Annotated in this window: 15 protein-coding genes; 7 read left to right on the top strand and 8 right to left on the bottom strand. The window is 65.0% G+C overall.

Going from position 1 to position 15642, the window contains the following annotated elements; genetic code table 11:
- The first annotated feature begins 177 nt into the window (after positions 1-177).
- The 4 genes from ACMDW7_RS06735 (at position 178) to ACMDW7_RS06720 (ending at position 3841) form a co-directional block, all read left to right on the top strand.
- Positions 178-708, top strand: a complete 531-nt coding sequence (locus ACMDW7_RS06735; RefSeq protein ID WP_377302139.1) for a phasin family protein — start codon at positions 178-180, stop codon at positions 706-708.
- A 290-nt stretch (positions 709-998) separates the two neighbouring features.
- Positions 999-2240, top strand: coding sequence for a patatin-like phospholipase family protein (locus tag ACMDW7_RS06730; RefSeq protein ID WP_377302141.1), 1242 nt, complete (start codon positions 999-1001; stop codon positions 2238-2240).
- A 64-nt stretch (positions 2241-2304) separates the two neighbouring features.
- Positions 2305-3000, top strand: a complete 696-nt coding sequence (locus ACMDW7_RS06725; RefSeq protein WP_377302143.1) for a TetR/AcrR family transcriptional regulator — start codon at positions 2305-2307, stop codon at positions 2998-3000.
- A gap of 58 nt (positions 3001-3058) precedes the next feature.
- Positions 3059-3841, top strand: a complete 783-nt coding sequence (locus tag ACMDW7_RS06720; RefSeq protein WP_377302145.1) for a hypothetical protein — start codon at positions 3059-3061, stop codon at positions 3839-3841.
- A gap of 63 nt (positions 3842-3904) precedes the next feature.
- Here ACMDW7_RS06720 and ACMDW7_RS06715 read toward each other — a convergent pair whose 3' ends face one another.
- On the bottom strand, positions 3905-5650 hold the full coding sequence (locus tag ACMDW7_RS06715; RefSeq protein ID WP_377302147.1) for a WS/DGAT/MGAT family O-acyltransferase: 1746 nt from the start codon (positions 5648-5650) through the stop codon (positions 3905-3907).
- A gap of 166 nt (positions 5651-5816) precedes the next feature.
- Here ACMDW7_RS06715 and ACMDW7_RS06710 point away from each other — a divergent pair, with 166 nt between their 5' ends.
- Positions 5817-6074 (top strand): acyl-CoA-binding protein, encoded by a 258-nt coding sequence (locus ACMDW7_RS06710; protein ID WP_054124001.1) that lies wholly within the window; start codon positions 5817-5819, stop codon positions 6072-6074.
- Between the two features lie 80 nt (positions 6075-6154).
- Complete coding sequence (locus ACMDW7_RS06705; protein ID WP_377302149.1) at positions 6155-7366, top strand: FAD-dependent monooxygenase; 1212 nt, start codon at positions 6155-6157, stop codon at positions 7364-7366.
- A 192-nt stretch (positions 7367-7558) separates the two neighbouring features.
- On the opposite strand, the gene ntrC is transcribed toward ACMDW7_RS06705, so the two are convergent.
- The 4 genes from ntrC to glnA all read right to left on the bottom strand — a co-directional run bounded on the left by ntrC (position 7559) and on the right by glnA (position 12373).
- On the bottom strand, positions 7559-9118 hold the full coding sequence (gene ntrC, locus ACMDW7_RS06700; protein ID WP_377302151.1) for a nitrogen regulation protein NR(I): 1560 nt from the start codon (positions 9116-9118) through the stop codon (positions 7559-7561).
- Between the two features lie 40 nt (positions 9119-9158).
- Entirely contained in the window at positions 9159-10226 is a 1068-nt protein-coding gene (gene glnL / locus ACMDW7_RS06695; protein WP_377302153.1) for a nitrogen regulation protein NR(II), read from the bottom strand.
- A gap of 91 nt (positions 10227-10317) precedes the next feature.
- Positions 10318-10803 carry a hypothetical protein gene (locus ACMDW7_RS06690; RefSeq protein ID WP_377302155.1) on the bottom strand — a complete coding sequence of 162 codons (486 nt, stop codon included), beginning with the start codon at positions 10801-10803 and terminating at the stop codon, positions 10318-10320.
- A 157-nt stretch (positions 10804-10960) separates the two neighbouring features.
- Entirely contained in the window at positions 10961-12373 is a 1413-nt protein-coding gene (gene glnA / locus ACMDW7_RS06685; protein ID WP_377302157.1) for a type I glutamate--ammonia ligase, read from the bottom strand.
- Positions 12374-12606: 233 nt separating this feature from the next.
- Here glnA and ACMDW7_RS06680 point away from each other — a divergent pair, with 233 nt between their 5' ends.
- On the top strand, positions 12607-13029 hold the full coding sequence (locus ACMDW7_RS06680) for a diacylglycerol kinase (RefSeq protein ID WP_377302159.1): 423 nt from the start codon (positions 12607-12609) through the stop codon (positions 13027-13029).
- Here the strand turns inward: ACMDW7_RS06680 and hemW are convergent.
- The 3 genes from hemW to rph are packed head-to-tail and all read right to left on the bottom strand — an operon-like array spanning position 13026 to position 15576.
- Positions 13026-14222 carry a radical SAM family heme chaperone HemW gene (gene hemW / locus ACMDW7_RS06675; protein ID WP_377302582.1) on the bottom strand — a complete coding sequence of 399 codons (1197 nt, stop codon included), beginning with the start codon at positions 14220-14222 and terminating at the stop codon, positions 13026-13028. The genes ACMDW7_RS06680 and hemW overlap by 4 nt on opposite strands.
- A 5-nt stretch (positions 14223-14227) precedes the next feature.
- Positions 14228-14848 (bottom strand): RdgB/HAM1 family non-canonical purine NTP pyrophosphatase, encoded by a 621-nt coding sequence (gene rdgB, locus ACMDW7_RS06670; RefSeq protein WP_377302161.1) that lies wholly within the window; start codon positions 14846-14848, stop codon positions 14228-14230.
- Entirely contained in the window at positions 14845-15576 is a 732-nt protein-coding gene (rph, locus tag ACMDW7_RS06665; RefSeq protein WP_377302163.1) for a ribonuclease PH, read from the bottom strand. Before rph ends, rdgB begins: the two co-directional genes overlap by 4 nt.
- Positions 15577-15642 lie beyond the last annotated feature (66 nt).

Raw genomic sequence — 15642 nt, 5'->3', positions numbered from 1 at the left:
TAGCACCGGCGCAAGGGGCGGCAGTGCTGGCTTTCCCGTGCGAGCGAAGACGGCGCATTTGAGGCCGCTTTCTAGGGCTTTAGTGTGCGCTCTCTACCACAGCAGGCCCAGAATGCCTGCCTGAGCCGGTGAACCGACACCTACGGATCACGGCGCCGAACGAGGAATGAGGATCCCATGGTCAAGAAACTGAACAAGATGGCCAGCAAGGCCAAGGCCGCTCCCGCCAACCAGATCGCCAGCGCCGTGAAGGACTCCGCCGAGACCATCCTGCGTGCAGGTCAGGGTGCGTTTGCCAAGGTCCAGACCGAAGGCCAGAAGGTTCTGGAAACCCTCGTTCGTGAAGGCATGGCCATGCAGAAAAAGGGCCAGCGCGCCGCGGAGGACAAAGTGACCGAGATGACCACCAAGATGAACCGTGTCGCCAGCGACATCACCAGCCAGGCCAACACGACCTGGGACAAGCTCGAAACCGTGTTTGAAGACCGCGTCGCCCGCGCCCTGAACAAGCTGGGTGTGCCCACCAATCGCGATATCGAACTGCTGACCAAGCGCGTCGAGCAGCTCACCGCCCAGCTGGCCAAGCTCGGTGGCAAGCCAGTGGCTGTGGTCAAGACCAGCGCCAAGCCGGTCGCCAAGGCCGCTGCAAAGAAGGCACCGGCCAAGAAGCTTGCCTCCAAGAAGCCGGCCGCCAAGAAGGCCGCCTGAAACCGAATAGCACACACGCAGCCAGCTGCGTGATGCGAACGTCTCCTTGTTGTTGCGTTAACGCGTAACACTTCGGGCCGCCCGCCAGGGTGGCCCTTTTTTTTCAATCGATCGTACTGCACTGCAACAAGAACATGCCTCGCTCTCCAGCCCGCAAGACTGCGGCTGCAACAAAGACGCCACGCTCGACTCGCTCATCCCGCTCGCCTGCCGCGGCGCGCAGCGACCTCCCCCCCCGATCGAAGCGGACGACCGCCGCGCAGCCTCACCGCGCTCGGATCGGCCTTGCCATGGCCGGCGGCGGACCTTTGGGCGCGATCTACGAGATCGGCGCATTGGCGGCGCTGGCCGAATCACTGGACGGGGTCGACTTCAATGACCTCGACATCTACGTGGGCGTCAGTGCGGGCAGCTTCATTGCCGCGGGCCTGGCCAACGGGATCACGCCGGCCCAGATGTGCGCGGCGTTCATTGAAAGCGACAACCCCAAGGCGGCTGCGGCCGCCGGGTCGCTGCATCGCTCGGAGATCTTTGACCCGGCCCTGCTGCTGCGCCCCGCGTTCAAGGAGTACTGGCAGCGCATGATGGCACTGCCCCCATTGCTGGCCGGTGCAGCCTGGAACTACGCGCTGCGCCCCAGTTCGGTCATGGCCTCGTTCGAACGCCTCGGGCGAGCGATCCCGACCGGCGTCTTCTCCGGCAGCGGCATCGACCGCTATCTGGCCAAGCTGTTTTCGCGCGAGGGCCGCACCAACCAGTTCAAGCACCTTCGCAAGCCGCTGCGTCTCGTGGCCACCGATCTGGACTCCGGGGAGGCCGTCACCTTCGGCGCACCCGGTCACGACGAGGTACCCATTTCCCAGGCCGTGCAAGCCAGCGCCGCCCTGCCCGGCCTGTTCCCGCCCGTGGAGATCAATGGCCGCGCCTATGTGGATGGTGCACTGCGCAAGACCCTGCACGCCTCGGTGGCGTTGAAGCATGGGGTGGACCTGCTGCTGTGCCTGAACCCGCTGGTGCCTTTCAACGCCGACGCCTACTTCCCGCCTTCCGGTCTGGCAGCGCGGCAGCAGCACAAGGATCTGCCGGATCAATCCCCCGTGGTGGCCGGCGGCCTGCCGACGGTGCTGTCCCAGACCTTTCGCTCCATCATTCATTCACGGATGGAAGTCGGCATGGAACGCTATCGGCTGCAGTACCCCGACAGCGACATCGTCCTCTTCGAGCCGGATCACTCCGACCCGGAGATCTTCTTCACCAACCTGTTCAGCTATTCCCAGCGCCGGCGCCTGTGCGAGTACGCCTACCAGCACACCCGCAGCGAGCTGTACCGGCGCCGACACGAGGTGACGCCCATGCTTCAGCGCCACGGCGTGCACCTGAAACTGGATGTACTCACCGACCCCAAGCGCACGCTCGTGTCGGGGGCCCGGCCGCCGCTGGAGAACCTGACCCTCGCGGGGCAGGCCGCCGCGCGCCTGTCCGAAACCCTCGACGATCTGGACCGCTGGCTGAAGAGCATGCAGCGCGGCTGAGCGCCTGAGCGCCGGGCAATCGGCGCCTAGGGTGCTTTTCGGGCTATTGCCACAGAGGGGGCGCGTGTATCCTCGCGCCAACTTCCCCAGCGAACCGGCCTATCCCATGGAACGCAAGCCGCCACGACGCACGCGCGAACGCATCCTCGCGCTGTCGCTGCAGCTGTTCAACGACTTTGGCGAGCCCAACGTCACGACCAGCAATATCGCCGAGGAGATGAACATCTCCCCCGGCAACCTGTACTACCACTTCCGCAACAAGGACGACATCATCAACTGTCTCTTCTCGGATTTCGAGAAGGAGATGGAAGGCATCCTGGGCTCGCCGCCCGCGCAGGCGAGCGTGGAAGACGCTTGGTTCTTTTTGCACACCCTCTACGAGATCATCTGGCGCTATCGCTTCTTCTACCGCGATCTGAACAATCTGCTGGCCAACAACCGCACGGTGGAGACGCAGTTCAGGCGCATCCTTGCGCAATCTGCAGACGTCACGCGCAAGCTGTGCGAAGGCCTGCGCAGCTCCGGCGAACTCAAGGCTGATGACCGCGAGCTTGAGGCGCTCACCACGAACATCGTCGTGGTGGCTACCTACTGGCTCAGTTACGAGTATGTGCTCAATCCGCGCCAGTTCAATGACCAGGCCAAGATGAGCGAGGCGCTTTCGCGCGGGGTCTATCACACCTTCACTCTGGTTGCGCCTTATCTCACAGGCGACTCGCGCGCCCTGTTCGCCAAGCTGGCGGGCGAGTACATGAAGTAAACACCGAGGCGAACCGAGGACAAGACGCCGGCTTTGATCGGCGGAGGAGACACAAGCCATGCCAAAGGGTTGGAAGAAGTTCGAGCACGCTGACGCAGCCTATGAATACACGGCCGCCAGCATCAAGAAAGCCTGGCCGCGCCTGCACGCTGGCGATGCCGAGCCTCTGCCCAAGGACGCTGCGAGCCTGGACGCATGGATCGCCTACCACGCAGGCGATTTCTCCAAGGCCGTGGATCTGGGTCTGGCTGCCGGCACCGGTAGCGGCATCAACGCCGCCAACAAGGCGCAGTGCATCTACGCCACCTACATCGAGACCAACGAGAAGAAGCAGCTCGCGCTCTACGAGGAAGCAGCTGCCCGCGCCGAGGAACTCCAGGCCAGCGAACCCAAGAACGCGAATGCCTACTACCTTTATGCGTATGCCATGGGCCGCTACGGCCAGGGCATCGGCGTTGTGAAGGCGGCCACGCAGGGAATCGCCAGCAAGATCAAGGCGGCGCTGGACACCGCCATCAAGCTCGCGCCCAAGCATGCCGATGCGCACATCGCGCTGGGCGCCTACCACGCCGAGATCATCGACAAGGTGGGGAGCATGATCGGCGGCCTGACCTACGGGGCCAACAAGGACACCGGCCTCAAAATGTTCAAGAAGGCCTTGGACCTGAACCCCGACTCCGCAATTGCCAGGGTTGAATACGCCAACGGGCTGGTCATGCTTGAAGGCAAGAAGAAACTCGGTGAGGCCGAAAAGCTGTATCAGGAAGCGGCTGAGCATGAAGCGGCCGACGCCATGGAGCGCCTTGACGTCGAACTGGCCAAGAGCGAGTTGGACGACTGACGGTCTTGAGCCCGATGACAAAGGCCGACCCGCGGGTCGGCCTTTTTGTTGCGCCAGCGCGTGCTAGGTCTCTGCACGCAGCTGGGCAAAGCGCGAGCGCTTCTTGGGGGCATCCGCTGCCACGCTGGCAGGTTTGCTGGCGCTCTTTGCCGGCGATGATGCCCGGGCGTCGTCTCCTTCCGACGATGCATCCGCAGCTCCCGCCTTCGTACGCTTCGCGCTCTTGCCGACTTGAGTGGCCGTGGCCGCCTTGCGTGCCCGCTCAGCCGCGCGCTCGGCCGCTGCAGCCTTGGCCGCTTCGGCCTGCATGCGATCGAATTCGACCTTGATCTCAGGAAAGAGCTCGAACTCCGCGGCCTGTGGATCCACAGCGAGGCTCGGGCCTACCAGCATCGCGGTCATGATGAGCCGTTCGAACTCGGGGCCGAAGCGATCGATGATCTCGGAAGGCTGCGGGCAGAGCTTCTTGCTCGTGATCACACCGAACTGCACGCCACCGCCATAGGACAGGATCGAGACACCCAGGCCAATGTCACCGGACTGCGGCACCCAGAACATGATCTGGCTCATCTTGGCACCGGCCATGTAGAGCTGCTCGGAGGGCCCCGGCACATTGGTCATCACCGCCGTGGCCTTGTTGGTGAACATCGACAGGGCCGCGGCCTGCACCTGGCGCGGCAGCGTACCGACCAGACCCAGCACCCCCATGGCGATCACCGCCTGATAACCACCCTTCAGGTCGTTCATGCGGCGGCGTACCTCGTACAGGCGCGCCAGCGGGTTGCCGATGCCCACCGGCAGCGTAAGGGGTACAAGGCCGAACTTGTTCCCTAGCTTGTGTTCCGCTCCGGCACTGCGCAGGTTCACGGGCACCATGGCGCGAATCTCGGCGTCGCAGGGAATCGTGTCGCCCACCGAGAGCAGGTAGCCGCGGATCGCCCCGGCCACGCAGGACAGCAGCACGTCATTGACCGAGCAACCCAGGGCCTTGCAGACGGTCTTCACCTCGGTCAGCGGTAGCGGCTCAGTCCACGCCACACACTTGGCACGGCCCGGCTTGCCCTTGAGCGACGTGGGCGTGTCGTCCGCCATCAGCGCGATCTGCGCAGCGTCGCGCGCCACGTGGCTCAGCAGGCTGCTCACCTCCACGGCGCGCTGGGCCACCACATCCGGATGCTGGATGACCTCGTTGGCCTCGCCCAAGGCGGTGCTCGCCAGATCACCCGTCATCTTGAGCGTGCGCGCCGCCACCTTGGTGACGGGCGCGAAGAAGTCCTCCCAGACGTTGGCATTGTCGGCCGAGCTGCGCGTCTTGATCCAGCTGGGCGCGGCCGGTACGGCCAGGCTCTCCTCGGCCGTGGGGGCGGTCATGGACAGCAGCACGCCGATCAGCGCAATGCCATCGGCAATGCAGTGGTGAATGCGCACCACCACCGCATTGCCGCCCTGGTAGTTCTCAACCACATGGAACTGCCAGAGCGGGCGAGTGAAATCGAGCGACTCGGTGGACAGTGCGGCCACCAGCTTCTCAAGCTCGCGCTTGCCGCCCTTGCCGGGCAGGGAGATGCGGTGCACGTGCTGGTCGAGGTCGAAGTGCTCGTCGTCCACCCACCATGCGCCGTTGGGGTCGATCTGCACCTTCTGCTTGAAGCGGCGATAGAACAGCAGACGCGCCTGCACGACCTTGCGCAGGTTCTCGTATTCGATCGGGTCTTCGAAGACATGGACGCCGACAATCATCATCAGATTGACCGGTGAATCCATGCGCAGCCATGCCGTGTCCACGCTGGACATGCGCTCGCGTCCCATGCCGTCTCCTTGTGTTGTCTTCATGCGCGCGGCGCTGCAGCCTGCCGGCACAAATCTTGGGCCTATCATAAGTGGGTCATTTGCCCGCGCAAGGCTGCATTTGCGATGAACCCGCCGCCTTGTTCAGGAGCCGACGCAACACAACCGCTGGTCCGATGGAGACGACATGGCCAATCTGAAAGCCCAATTCGAACAAGCCCAGGCTGACGTCAAGCAGCTCGACGAAGATCCGGGCAACGCCGCCAAGCTCAAGCTCTATGCCCTCTACAAGCAGGCCTCGGCCGGCGACGTGGACGGCAAGCGCCCGGGCATGATGGACATGGTGGGCCGCGCCAAGTGGGACGCCTGGAACGAAGTCAAGGGCATGAGCGCCGATGACGCGATGCAGGCCTACATCGACTACGTCGAGGAACTGAAGGGCTGAGGCCCGGTGCGAGCCCCCGATGCTCACGCCAAGGCGCACGCAGTGCGCCTTTTTTTCGCGCATGGCGGGCCTGCTTCTGAATGAACGAAGCCGCTGATCTGCTGATCGTCGGTGCCGGCCTGGGCGGTCTGGCGGCGGCGCTCGCCTGCGCCCGGCAGGCGCCCGGGCTGCGCGGCGTCGATCTCGTGGAACAGGCCGCCGCGCTGCAGGAAGTCGGCGCCGGCATTCAGTGCGGCCCGAACATGACACGCCGCTGGCGCAGCTGGGACCTGATGGCGCCGCTGCGCGATCTCGCCCATGCGCCGGGCGCGGTGGTGGCGCGTGACGCCGCCAGCGGCCGCGAACTGGGGCGTCTGGACACGCGCGACTTCGAGGCGCGCTACGGCGCACCCTACCTCACAGTGCACCGCGCCGACCTGCAGGCGGCGCTGGCCGCCAGCGTGGCGCAGGTCAGCGATCGCGCACGCCTCATGCTGGGCACGCGCATCAAGACATTCTCCAGCCATGGCGACGAGATTCATGCAGAGGCAGCGCCATTGAGCGAGCCCCTGCGCGCACGCCTGCTCATGGGTGCGGACGGGCTGCGCAGCGCGGTGCGCAGCCGCTTCTGGCCCGACGTGCGGGTACCCGACACCGGTGAGCTGGCCTGGCGCGGCATGGTGCCGATGCACGATCTGCCCGAGCGCCTGCGCCGGCCTGAGGTGCAGGCCTGGCTGGGCCCGCGCATGCATGTGGTGAGCTACCCGGTGCGTGGCGGCGAGTGGCTCAATGTGGCGGCCTTCACCGAGCAGCATGGTCCGCTGCCGACCGCTGATGAGGAAGGACACGGCGCCTGGGCCGGTGAAGGCCGGCTGAGCGATCTGCTGCAGGCCACCGGGCCGGTGTGCACCCCGCTGGCCGAAACCCTGGCCGCCCTCCCCGCTCTGCGCCGCTGGCGGGTGCACGCTCGCGCGCCACTGCGCGGCGTATCAGACATGCACCTGCGCGCCGACAGCCCGATCGCCCTGCTGGGCGATGCGGCGCACCCGATGCAGCCCTATCTGGCGCAGGGTGCCGGCATGGCACTCGAGGATGCGGACGCCCTGGCGCAGGCCTTGGCGGCGCATGGCGCCACGCCCACTGCCCTGGCGCGCTATGCGCAACAGCGCTGGCAGCGCAATGCTCAGGTCCAGGCACGGGCAGCCCGCAACGGGCGCATCTTCCACGCCGCCGGGCCGCTGCGGCTGGCGCGCAATCTGGCGCTGGGCGTGCGGCCGCAGCTCATGGATTTGCCCTGGTTGTACGCCTATTGAACGACCGAATTTGGATGATTACTTGATGGAAAAAACCGACTTTCCGCTTGCATGATGCGCGGAAAGCCGTATTCTTGATTCATCAAAATCATGTCCGATAACGATCTAAACCTCTCCAGGAGCGCGTCTTCGGCCGATTGCCCTGGCGTTTAGCGTCGCGGCGGGGCCGGTGGGCATCGCGAAATGCCGCGCTCAGCCTGCCGGCTCGTCCGCCCCGGGGCCGTCATCGATTCCCAGTTCGGCGATCTTGCGGGTGATGGTGTTGCGGCCGATGCCCAGGCGCTGCGCCGCCTCCACGCGCCGACCGCCCGTGACCACAAGCGCGGTCTGGATCACGGTGCGCTCGAAGTCCTCGGCCAGCTTGGGCATCACGTCCGGCAGGCCCTGCACCAGCCGCTCGCGTACCACGGCTTCCAGCTGCGCCTGCCAGGTACCCGGCGCAGCAATCACGCCCGGCGGCGCGGCCAGCGGCGCAAAGGGCACCGCGGGCGCCGCCACGACGCTCGGCTGCGCGCTTGCTGCATCAGCTGCGTGTCCCAGCGTGGCAGCACCGGCAAGCAGTGTCCCGCTGGCGGGTGCTGCTGCAATCTGCTGGCGCAGATCGTCCGGCAGATCTTTCACCTCCACGCCCTGCGAAGGCGCCATCACGGTCACCCAATGGCACAGATTCTCCAGCTGGCGCACGTTGCCCGGAAAGGGCAGGCCGGAGAGGAAGCGCAGGGTGTCGTCCGAGAAGCGCTTGGCGTCCACACCGAGTTCTCGCGCGCTCTTGGCCAGGAAGTAGCGCGCCAGCAGCGCGATGTCCTCGCTGCGTTCACGCAATGCCGGCAGGCGCAGGCGGATCACGTTCAGGCGGTGGAACAGATCCTCGCGGAACTGACCCTGGCGCACGCGGTCTTCGAGGTTCTGGTGCGTGGCGGCAATGACGCGCACGTTGGCCTTGATCGGCGCGTGGCCACCCACGCGGTAGAAGTGCCCGTCAGACAGCACGCGCAGCAGACGCGTCTGCAGATCCATCGGCATGTCGCCGATTTCATCGAGGAACAGCGTGCCCTCCTCGGCCTGCTCGAAGCGGCCGCGGCGCATGGTCTGAGCGCCGGTGAAGGCGCCGCGCTCATGGCCGAAGAGCTCGGACTCCAGCAGGTCCTTGGGGATGGCGGCGGTGTTGATCGCCACAAAGGGCTTGTTGGCACGTGGGCTGTGGCGGTGCAAAGCCCGCGCCACCAGCTCCTTGCCGGTGCCGGATTCGCCCGTGATCAGCACCGTCACATGGCTCTGGGACAGGCGCCCGATGGCGCGGAAGACGTCCTGCATGGCCGGCGCCTGGCCGAGCATTTCGGGCGTGGCCACGGCGGGCTCGGCCGCGGCGACCTCGCGCTTGTGCTCATCAAGTGCGCGGCGGATCAGCTCGACGGCCTTGGTGATGTCAAAGGGCTTGGGCAAGTACTCGAAGGCGCCGCCCTGGAAGGCCGACACGGCGCTGTCCAGATCGGAAAACGCCGTCATCACGATCACCGGCAGCTCCGGATGCTCTCGCTTGACGTGCTCGAGCAGCGCGAAACCGTTGGTGCCGGGCATGCGTACATCGCTCACCAGCACTGCAGGCACATCTTCGGTCAGGGATTCGATCACCGAGCGCGCCGAATCGAAGCTGCGCACCGGCACGTTTTCCTTGGTCAGTGCCTTCTCGATCACCCAGCGGATGGATTGATCATCATCCACCACCCAGACGGTGTCCGCTGCTGCACTCATGCTCGGCCTCCGCGGGAGTTCTCAGCCCGGATCGTCCGGGTCAGGGCAAGGGAATCAGGATCTGGAAGTCCGTGTGGCCGGGCCGACTGTCGCATTCAATGGTTCCGAAGTGTTGTTCGATGAAGGTCTGCGCCAATGTCAGACCGAGGCCACTTCCCCCTTCGCGACCACTGACCAACGGGTAGAAGATCCGATCGCGCAAGTCCTCCGGGATACCGGGGCCGTTGTCGATGACTCGCAAGTCCAGTGCCAGCCGATAGCGTTGTTTCTGGATCGTGACCTGCCGGACCACCCGGGTGCGGAATCGGATCTGCGCCGTCTGGGCAGCGATCTCTGCCGTGAGCGCCTGCGCGGCGTTCTGGGCAATATTCAAGACAGCCTGGATCAGCTGCTCCCGATCACCGCGGAACTCGGGCACGCTCACGTCATAGTCGCGCACCACCTTCAGACCGTGCGGATACTGGGCCAGCAGCAGGCTGCGCACATGCTCCAGCACCTCGTGGATGTTCACATCGCCCACCTGATGCGGGCGGCGGTGCGGTGCCAGCAGCCGATCCACCAGCAGCTGCAGGCGATCGGCCTCCTTGATGATGACGCGGGTGTATTCGCGCAGATCGGCGCTGGGCAGCTCCGGCTCGAGCAGCTGCGCCGCGCCACGGATGCCGCCCAGCGGATTCTTGATCTCATGCGCCAGGTTGCGCACCAGCTCCTTGTTCATCGCGTTCTGCGCGGTCAGCTGCTCCTCGCGCGAGACCCGCAGCTGCTGGTCGATCTCCTGGAACTCCAGCACCACCGGGGATTCCGGCGTTTCCGGTGCCGTCACCACGCAGGTCACGGGCACCGGCTCGCGGCCTGGCCGACGCAGCACCATCTCAAGGCGCTTGCGGGAGAACTGGTTATCCCGCGCCTCGGTCACCAGCTCGGCGAGCTCAGCGCCATTTTCGAAGGGCGCGGCCACCGCACCGCCAGCCAGCTGCCGCAAGGAGAGATCGAACAGTGACTCCGCCGCTGCATTGACGTAGTGGATCGTGCCATCCGGCGCGACGAGCACCACAGCAGATGACACGAGGTCCAGGCCACTGAGCAGAGCGGGACGGGCGAGGTTCATGGGAGGCGTTTCACGGGCCCGAAAATGAAACCGGCCGGCAATCGCACGGGGCTCGTGCGCACTGTCGGCCGGTGGGACGGAATGTAGCGGCTTACATCGCGCGCAGCCGCGCAAGCTCCTGGCGGATGGCCACCATGTTGGAGTCGCAACGGGCAATGTCGTCGCGCAGGCCGGCCAGGCGCCCAGCGGCAGCGACATTGCGCTCGGCCTCACCCAGATCACGGCGCAGGCTGGCGCACTTGGTTTCCTCCGCTCGCAGCTCGGTCTCGAGCACCTGGCGGCGGCCCTGATCCCGGCTCACCTGCTCGGCCGGCTCAACACGCGGAAAGCTCGCCGGGCCCGGGCTGGGAGCAGCGGCGGCCGGGCGCGGCGCGAGGCGCTGCGCGGGCATGACCACCGCCGGCGGTTGCATTTCCTTGCGCTGGCAGTTCTTGTACTTGCGCGCGTCGGCTTCGTTGTCCGTCAAATGACGGCCACCGTCCTCGCGATCACAGATGAAATAGAAGCTCGATTGCGCCTGCGCGGCACCCGCCAGGCCGACACCGGCCAGCAGCAGCACCCTCAGGGCACGAAACAAGCAATGCATCACGAACCTCTGGAACACAAGCAGGGCCTCGTAGGTTAATGCTTTCGTGCTTGCCAGAATACACAAGGGGCGTAAAACCGCCCCTTGTGTTGTTGCTTCGACATCGGGCGACGGCTCACGCCTTCGCCCGAAGCGCTGATCGCGACGATCAGGCGCTGTAGTACATGTCGAATTCGACCGGGTGGGTGGTCATGCGGAAGCGCGTGACGTCCTGCATCTTGAGTTCGATGTAGGCGTCGATCATGCCGTCCGTGAACACACCGCCCTTGGTCAGGAAGCCGCGATCCTTGTCGAGGGCTTCCAAGGCCTGGTCCAGGCTGGAGCACACGGTCGGGATCTTTGCATCCTCTTCGGGCGGCAGGTCGTACAGGTTCTTGTCGGCCGCTTCGCCCGGGTGGATCTTGTTCTGCACGCCATCCAGACCGGCCATCAGCATGGCGCTGAATGCGAGGTAGGGGTTGGCGGTGGGATCCGGGAAGCGCACTTCGATGCGACGACCCTTCGGGTTGCTCACATACGGAATGCGGATCGAGGCCGAGCGGTTGCGGGCCGAGTAGGCCAGCTTCACCGGGGCTTCGAAGCCGGGCACCAGACGCTTGTAGGAGTTCGTACCGGGGTTGGTGATGGCGTTCAGGGCACGGGCGTGCTTGATGATGCCGCCGATGTAGTACAGCGCAAACTCGGACAGGCCGGCATAGCCGTCGCCTGCAAACAGGTTCTTGCCGTCCTTCCACACGGACTGGTGCACGTGCATGCCGGAACCGTTGTCACCGACCACAGGCTTGGGCATGAAGGTGGCCGTCTTGCCGTAGCTGTGCGCCACGTTGTGCACGACGTACTTCAGGATCTGCGACCAGTCGGCGCGCTGCACCAGGGTGCTGAACTTCGTGCCGATTTCGCACTGGCCGGGCGCCGCCACTTCGTGGTGGTGCACTTCGACCGGCACGCCCATCTGCTCGAGCAGAAGGCACATTTCAGAACGCATGTCCTGGAAGCTGTCGACCGGAGGCACCGGGAAGTAGCCGCCCTTGACCGGGGGACGGTGGGCCAGGTTGCCGCCTTCGAACTTCTTGCCAGTGCTCCAGGGCGCTTCCTCGGACTCGATCGACACGCCGCAGCCGGACATGTCCACGTTCCAGGTCACGCTGTCGAAGATGAAGAATTCGGGTTCCGGACCGAAGAAGGCCTGGTCGCCAATGCCGGATTCCTTCAGGTAGGCCTCGGCGCGGCGAGCCAGCGAGCGCGGGTCGCGGTCATAGCCCTTCATGTCGGAGGGCTCGATCACGTCGCACGACAGGATCAGCGTGGGCTCTTCGCGGAAGGGGTCCAGGTTGGCGGTGGACGGGTCCGGCATCAGCAGCATGTCGGAGGCTTCAATGCCCTTCCAACCAGCGATCGAAGAACCGTCGAAGGCGTGGCCAGCGGTGAACTTGCTGTCGTCGAAGGCCGACACCGGCACGGAGACGTGTTGCTCCTTGCCCTTGAAATCGGTAAAGCGGAAATCAACGAACTTGACGTCGTTGTCCTTGACCATCTTCATGACGTCTTGTGGCGTCGCCATAATGCGCATTCTCCTGAGTGTGGGATTCGTGTTGACCACTGCGTGATTTGTGGCCTCGCGAGGTGATCACCGGGCGTTAAAGCAGCTTCTGTACCATGCCAATCTGGTGCAGCGCAGCAGCTTTGCAGTGTATTCCGCGGGAACGCAATGGAAAGCTGCACCAAATCAAAGCAGCACCACTTCGGTGCGCGCACCAACATCGTGCATCCGAGCATGCACGGGATGACAGGTTGATGAACCAAAGACCCGCCGAACCCAAGCCTCAGACCGGCGCCGACTTGAAAAGCCGCAGTGGGCTCGCCCGCATCAGCAAGGCGGCGATCTATTCCTTCTACGGGTTTCGAGCCGCGCTGAAGCATGAGCACGCGTTTCGACAGGAGCTGATACTTGTCGCGGTGCTCGCCCCCGTGGCTCTGCTGCTGCCGGTCAGTGCGCTCTCCAAACTGGCCCTCATCGCCGTGCTTCTGCTGGTGCTGATCGTGGAACTGCTCAACTCGGCAATCGAGGCGGTGGTGGACAAGGCGAGTCCCGAGATCCATCCACTGGCTGGCCGCGCCAAGGACATGGGCAGCGCCGCGGTGTTTCTTTCCCTGCTCCTGGCTGCGGCGACCTGGGGTGTGGTCGCCGGGCCAGTACTTGTGAACTGGCTCGGCTAGACGGACTTCAGGAACATCGCCTGCAGGTCGTTGAGGAAGCGGCGCCCAAGATCCGTTGGCCGGGCCCATCGATGGTCCCGCTCGATCAGCCCCTTGGCTTGTGCGGCATCCAGGGCGTCCAGGATCGAAGCCATCGAGTCACCGGTACGCTCCGCATAGCTTGAAAGCTCGAAGCCGTCGGTCAGCCGCAGCGCGTTCAGCATGAACTCGAAGGGCATATCCGACAGGGGCACCTCTCGCTCCTCCTGTACGGGCTGGCCCTGCTCGACCGCAGACAGATAGGCCTTGGGCTGCTTGTAGCGAATCTGGCGCAAGACCTTGTCCGGCAGCGAAATCTTGCCGTGCGCGCCTGCGCCGATGCCCACGTAGTCGCCGAAGCGCCAATAGTTCAAGTTGTGTCGACACTGCCTGCCCGGCAGAGCAAAAGCTGAGGTCTCGTAGCGCTGGTAGCCGGCCTGTGCCAGACATGCATGCACGGCTTCCTCAATATCGATCTGGGCGTCTTCGTCGGGCAGCGCCGGCGGGTACCGATGAAACAGCGTGTTCGGCTCGAGCGTCAGTTGGTAGGCCGACAGGTGCGTGGGCTCGAGCGCCAGCGCTTGCTCGATGTCGCGCAATGCAAGATCGACGGTCTGCCCCGGCAGCGCGTACATCAGATCCAGGTTGAAGTTGCCAACATGCCGCGCTGCCAACTCGGCGGCGCGCACGGCATCGCCGGATGCGTGGATGCGGCCCAGCGCCTTGAGCGCTGCATCATCAAAGGTCTGCACGCCCACGGAGATCCGATTCACGCCAGCTTCCGCGTAACCGCGGAAACGCTCGGATTCCACCGTGCCGGGGTTGGCTTCCATCGTGATCTCGGCGTCTGCATCGAGCCGGACCCGCGCGCGGATGCCGGCGAGCAGCTCATCAATCGCCTGCGCCGAGAACAAGCTTGGCGTTCCACCGCCGATGAAGATGCTGTGCACCGGGCGGCCCCAGATCAGTGGAAGCGCGTGCTCGAGATCGCGCAGCAGCGCCTGCACATACTGCGCCTCGGGCAGCTCACCATTCGCCTCATGGGAGTTGAAGTCGCAGTAGGGGCACTTGCGCACGCACCAAGGCAAGTGCACATAAAGCGAGAGCGGCGGCAGCGCCTCGAAGCGTGGATTCTGCTCGCCCCCCCGCCCGGGCTGCGCGCGATGGATTGCGATGGTCCTCACAGCGTCCAGGGCGTTGCGGTCAGCTGCTCGCGCAGCGTGCGCATGGCCAGGCCACGGTGACTCATGCGGTTCTTGTCTTGCGCACTGAGCTCAGCGGCACTGCAACTCATGCCATCTGGCTGAAACAGCGGGTCGTAGCCAAAGCCGCCCGATCCACGAGGCGCGGTAAGCACCTGCCCAGCCCAGACCCCTTGCGCGATCAGAGGCAGCGGATCGTCTGCACCGCGTACCAGCGCAAGCACGCAAACGAACATGGCACGACGATCCGTTTGCCGCGCAAGCGACTCGAGCAGCAGTGCGTTGTTCGCCGCGTCCGCAGGACGCGCGTCAGGCGACGTCGCCGCATACCGGGCCGACCTCACACCGGGTGCCCCACCGAGGCTCGGCACGACGATGCCGGAGTCGTCCGCAAGGGCCGGTAAGCCGGTGTGCTGCGCCGCCCAGCGCGCCTTGGCCAGCGCATTCTCAATGAAGGTCCCATGCGGTTCTGCGGCTTCAGAAACGGCGAACTCCGCCTGCGAGCGCACGCGGTATCCGAGTGGCGCAAGCAGCGCCTCAAGCTCGCGCAGCTTGCCCGCGTTGCCCGAGGCCAGCACGAGATCACGGGTCGTGCTCATTTCGCCAGTGCGGCCTTTTGCAAGGCAAACAGGTTCTCACAACCTTGAGTGGCGAGGTCCAGCAATGCATCGAGGTCACCGCGCGAGAACGGCGCACCTTCTGCTGTGCCCTGAACTTCAATCAGGCGCCGGTCAGCCGTCATGACGACATTCATGTCGGCATCGCAGCCGCTGTCTTCCTCGTACTCCAGGTCGAGGCGCGGCGCACCGTCCACCATGCCCACGGAGATAGCCGCGACTTGGCCGATTAACGGCGATGCCGCGATCCTGCCCTGCGCCTGCAACCACGCAACGGCATCAGCTACGGCCACCCACGCGCCGGTAATTGCGGCTGTACGGGTCCCGCCATCTGCCTGCAATACGTCACAGTCGAGCTGGATGGTGCGTTCCCCCAAGGCTTTCAGGTCGACCACGGCCCGCATGCTGCGCCCGATCAGTCGCTGGATCTCCTGGGTACGGCCGCTCTGTTTGCCCTTTGCGGCTTCGCGGTCGCTGCGCGTATGCGTAGAGCGCGGCAGCATGCCGTACTCCGCAGTCACCCAGCCTTCGCCGCTGCCTTTCTTGTGCGGCGGGACTCGCTCCTCGACGCTCGCGGTCACAAGAACCTGAGTGTCACCGAAGGACACCAGCACCGAGCCCTCTGCGTGGCGCGTGAAGTGGCGTTTCAGGCTGATCGGACGCAGCGCATCAAGGGCACGGCCGTCTCGGCGGACGATGGATTGGGTCATGAAAACTCAGATGAGAAGTTAGGACTCGTCAATGCACTACGGTGCCGGGTGCCCAGGGGGGGACGG

The organism is Piscinibacterium candidicorallinum (assembly GCF_047549485.1).
Lineage (GTDB): Bacteria > Pseudomonadota > Gammaproteobacteria > Burkholderiales > Burkholderiaceae_C > Piscinibacterium > Piscinibacterium candidicorallinum.
The sequence above is the reverse complement of the archived record's forward strand: the minus strand, read 5'-3'. Positions and strand labels throughout refer to the sequence as shown.

What these genes read in the sequence shown, in the direction of transcription:
- ACMDW7_RS06735 (WP_377302139.1), top strand. Translation starts at nt 178, where the DNA reads ATGGTCAAGAAACTGAACAAGATGGCCAGCAAGGCCAAGGCCGCTCCC.
- ACMDW7_RS06730 (WP_377302141.1), top strand. Translation starts at nt 999, where the DNA reads ATGGCCGGCGGCGGACCTTTGGGCGCGATCTACGAGATCGGCGCATTG.
- ACMDW7_RS06720 (WP_377302145.1), top strand. Translation starts at nt 3,059, where the DNA reads ATGCCAAAGGGTTGGAAGAAGTTCGAGCACGCTGACGCAGCCTATGAA.
- ACMDW7_RS06715 (WP_377302147.1), bottom strand. Translation starts at nt 5,650, where the DNA reads ATGGGACGCGAGCGCATGTCCAGCGTGGACACGGCATGGCTGCGCATG.
- ACMDW7_RS06710 (WP_054124001.1), top strand. Translation starts at nt 5,817, where the DNA reads ATGGCCAATCTGAAAGCCCAATTCGAACAAGCCCAGGCTGACGTCAAG.
- ACMDW7_RS06705 (WP_377302149.1), top strand. Translation starts at nt 6,155, where the DNA reads ATGAACGAAGCCGCTGATCTGCTGATCGTCGGTGCCGGCCTGGGCGGT.
- ntrC (WP_377302151.1), bottom strand. Translation starts at nt 9,118, where the DNA reads ATGAGTGCAGCAGCGGACACCGTCTGGGTGGTGGATGATGATCAATCC.
- glnL (WP_377302153.1), bottom strand. Translation starts at nt 10,226, where the DNA reads ATGAACCTCGCCCGTCCCGCTCTGCTCAGTGGCCTGGACCTCGTGTCA.
- glnA (WP_377302157.1), bottom strand. Translation starts at nt 12,373, where the DNA reads ATGGCGACGCCACAAGACGTCATGAAGATGGTCAAGGACAACGACGTC.
- ACMDW7_RS06680 (WP_377302159.1), top strand. Translation starts at nt 12,607, where the DNA reads ATGAACCAAAGACCCGCCGAACCCAAGCCTCAGACCGGCGCCGACTTG.
- rdgB (WP_377302161.1), bottom strand. Translation starts at nt 14,848, where the DNA reads ATGAGCACGACCCGTGATCTCGTGCTGGCCTCGGGCAACGCGGGCAAG.
- rph (WP_377302163.1), bottom strand. Translation starts at nt 15,576, where the DNA reads ATGACCCAATCCATCGTCCGCCGAGACGGCCGTGCCCTTGATGCGCTG.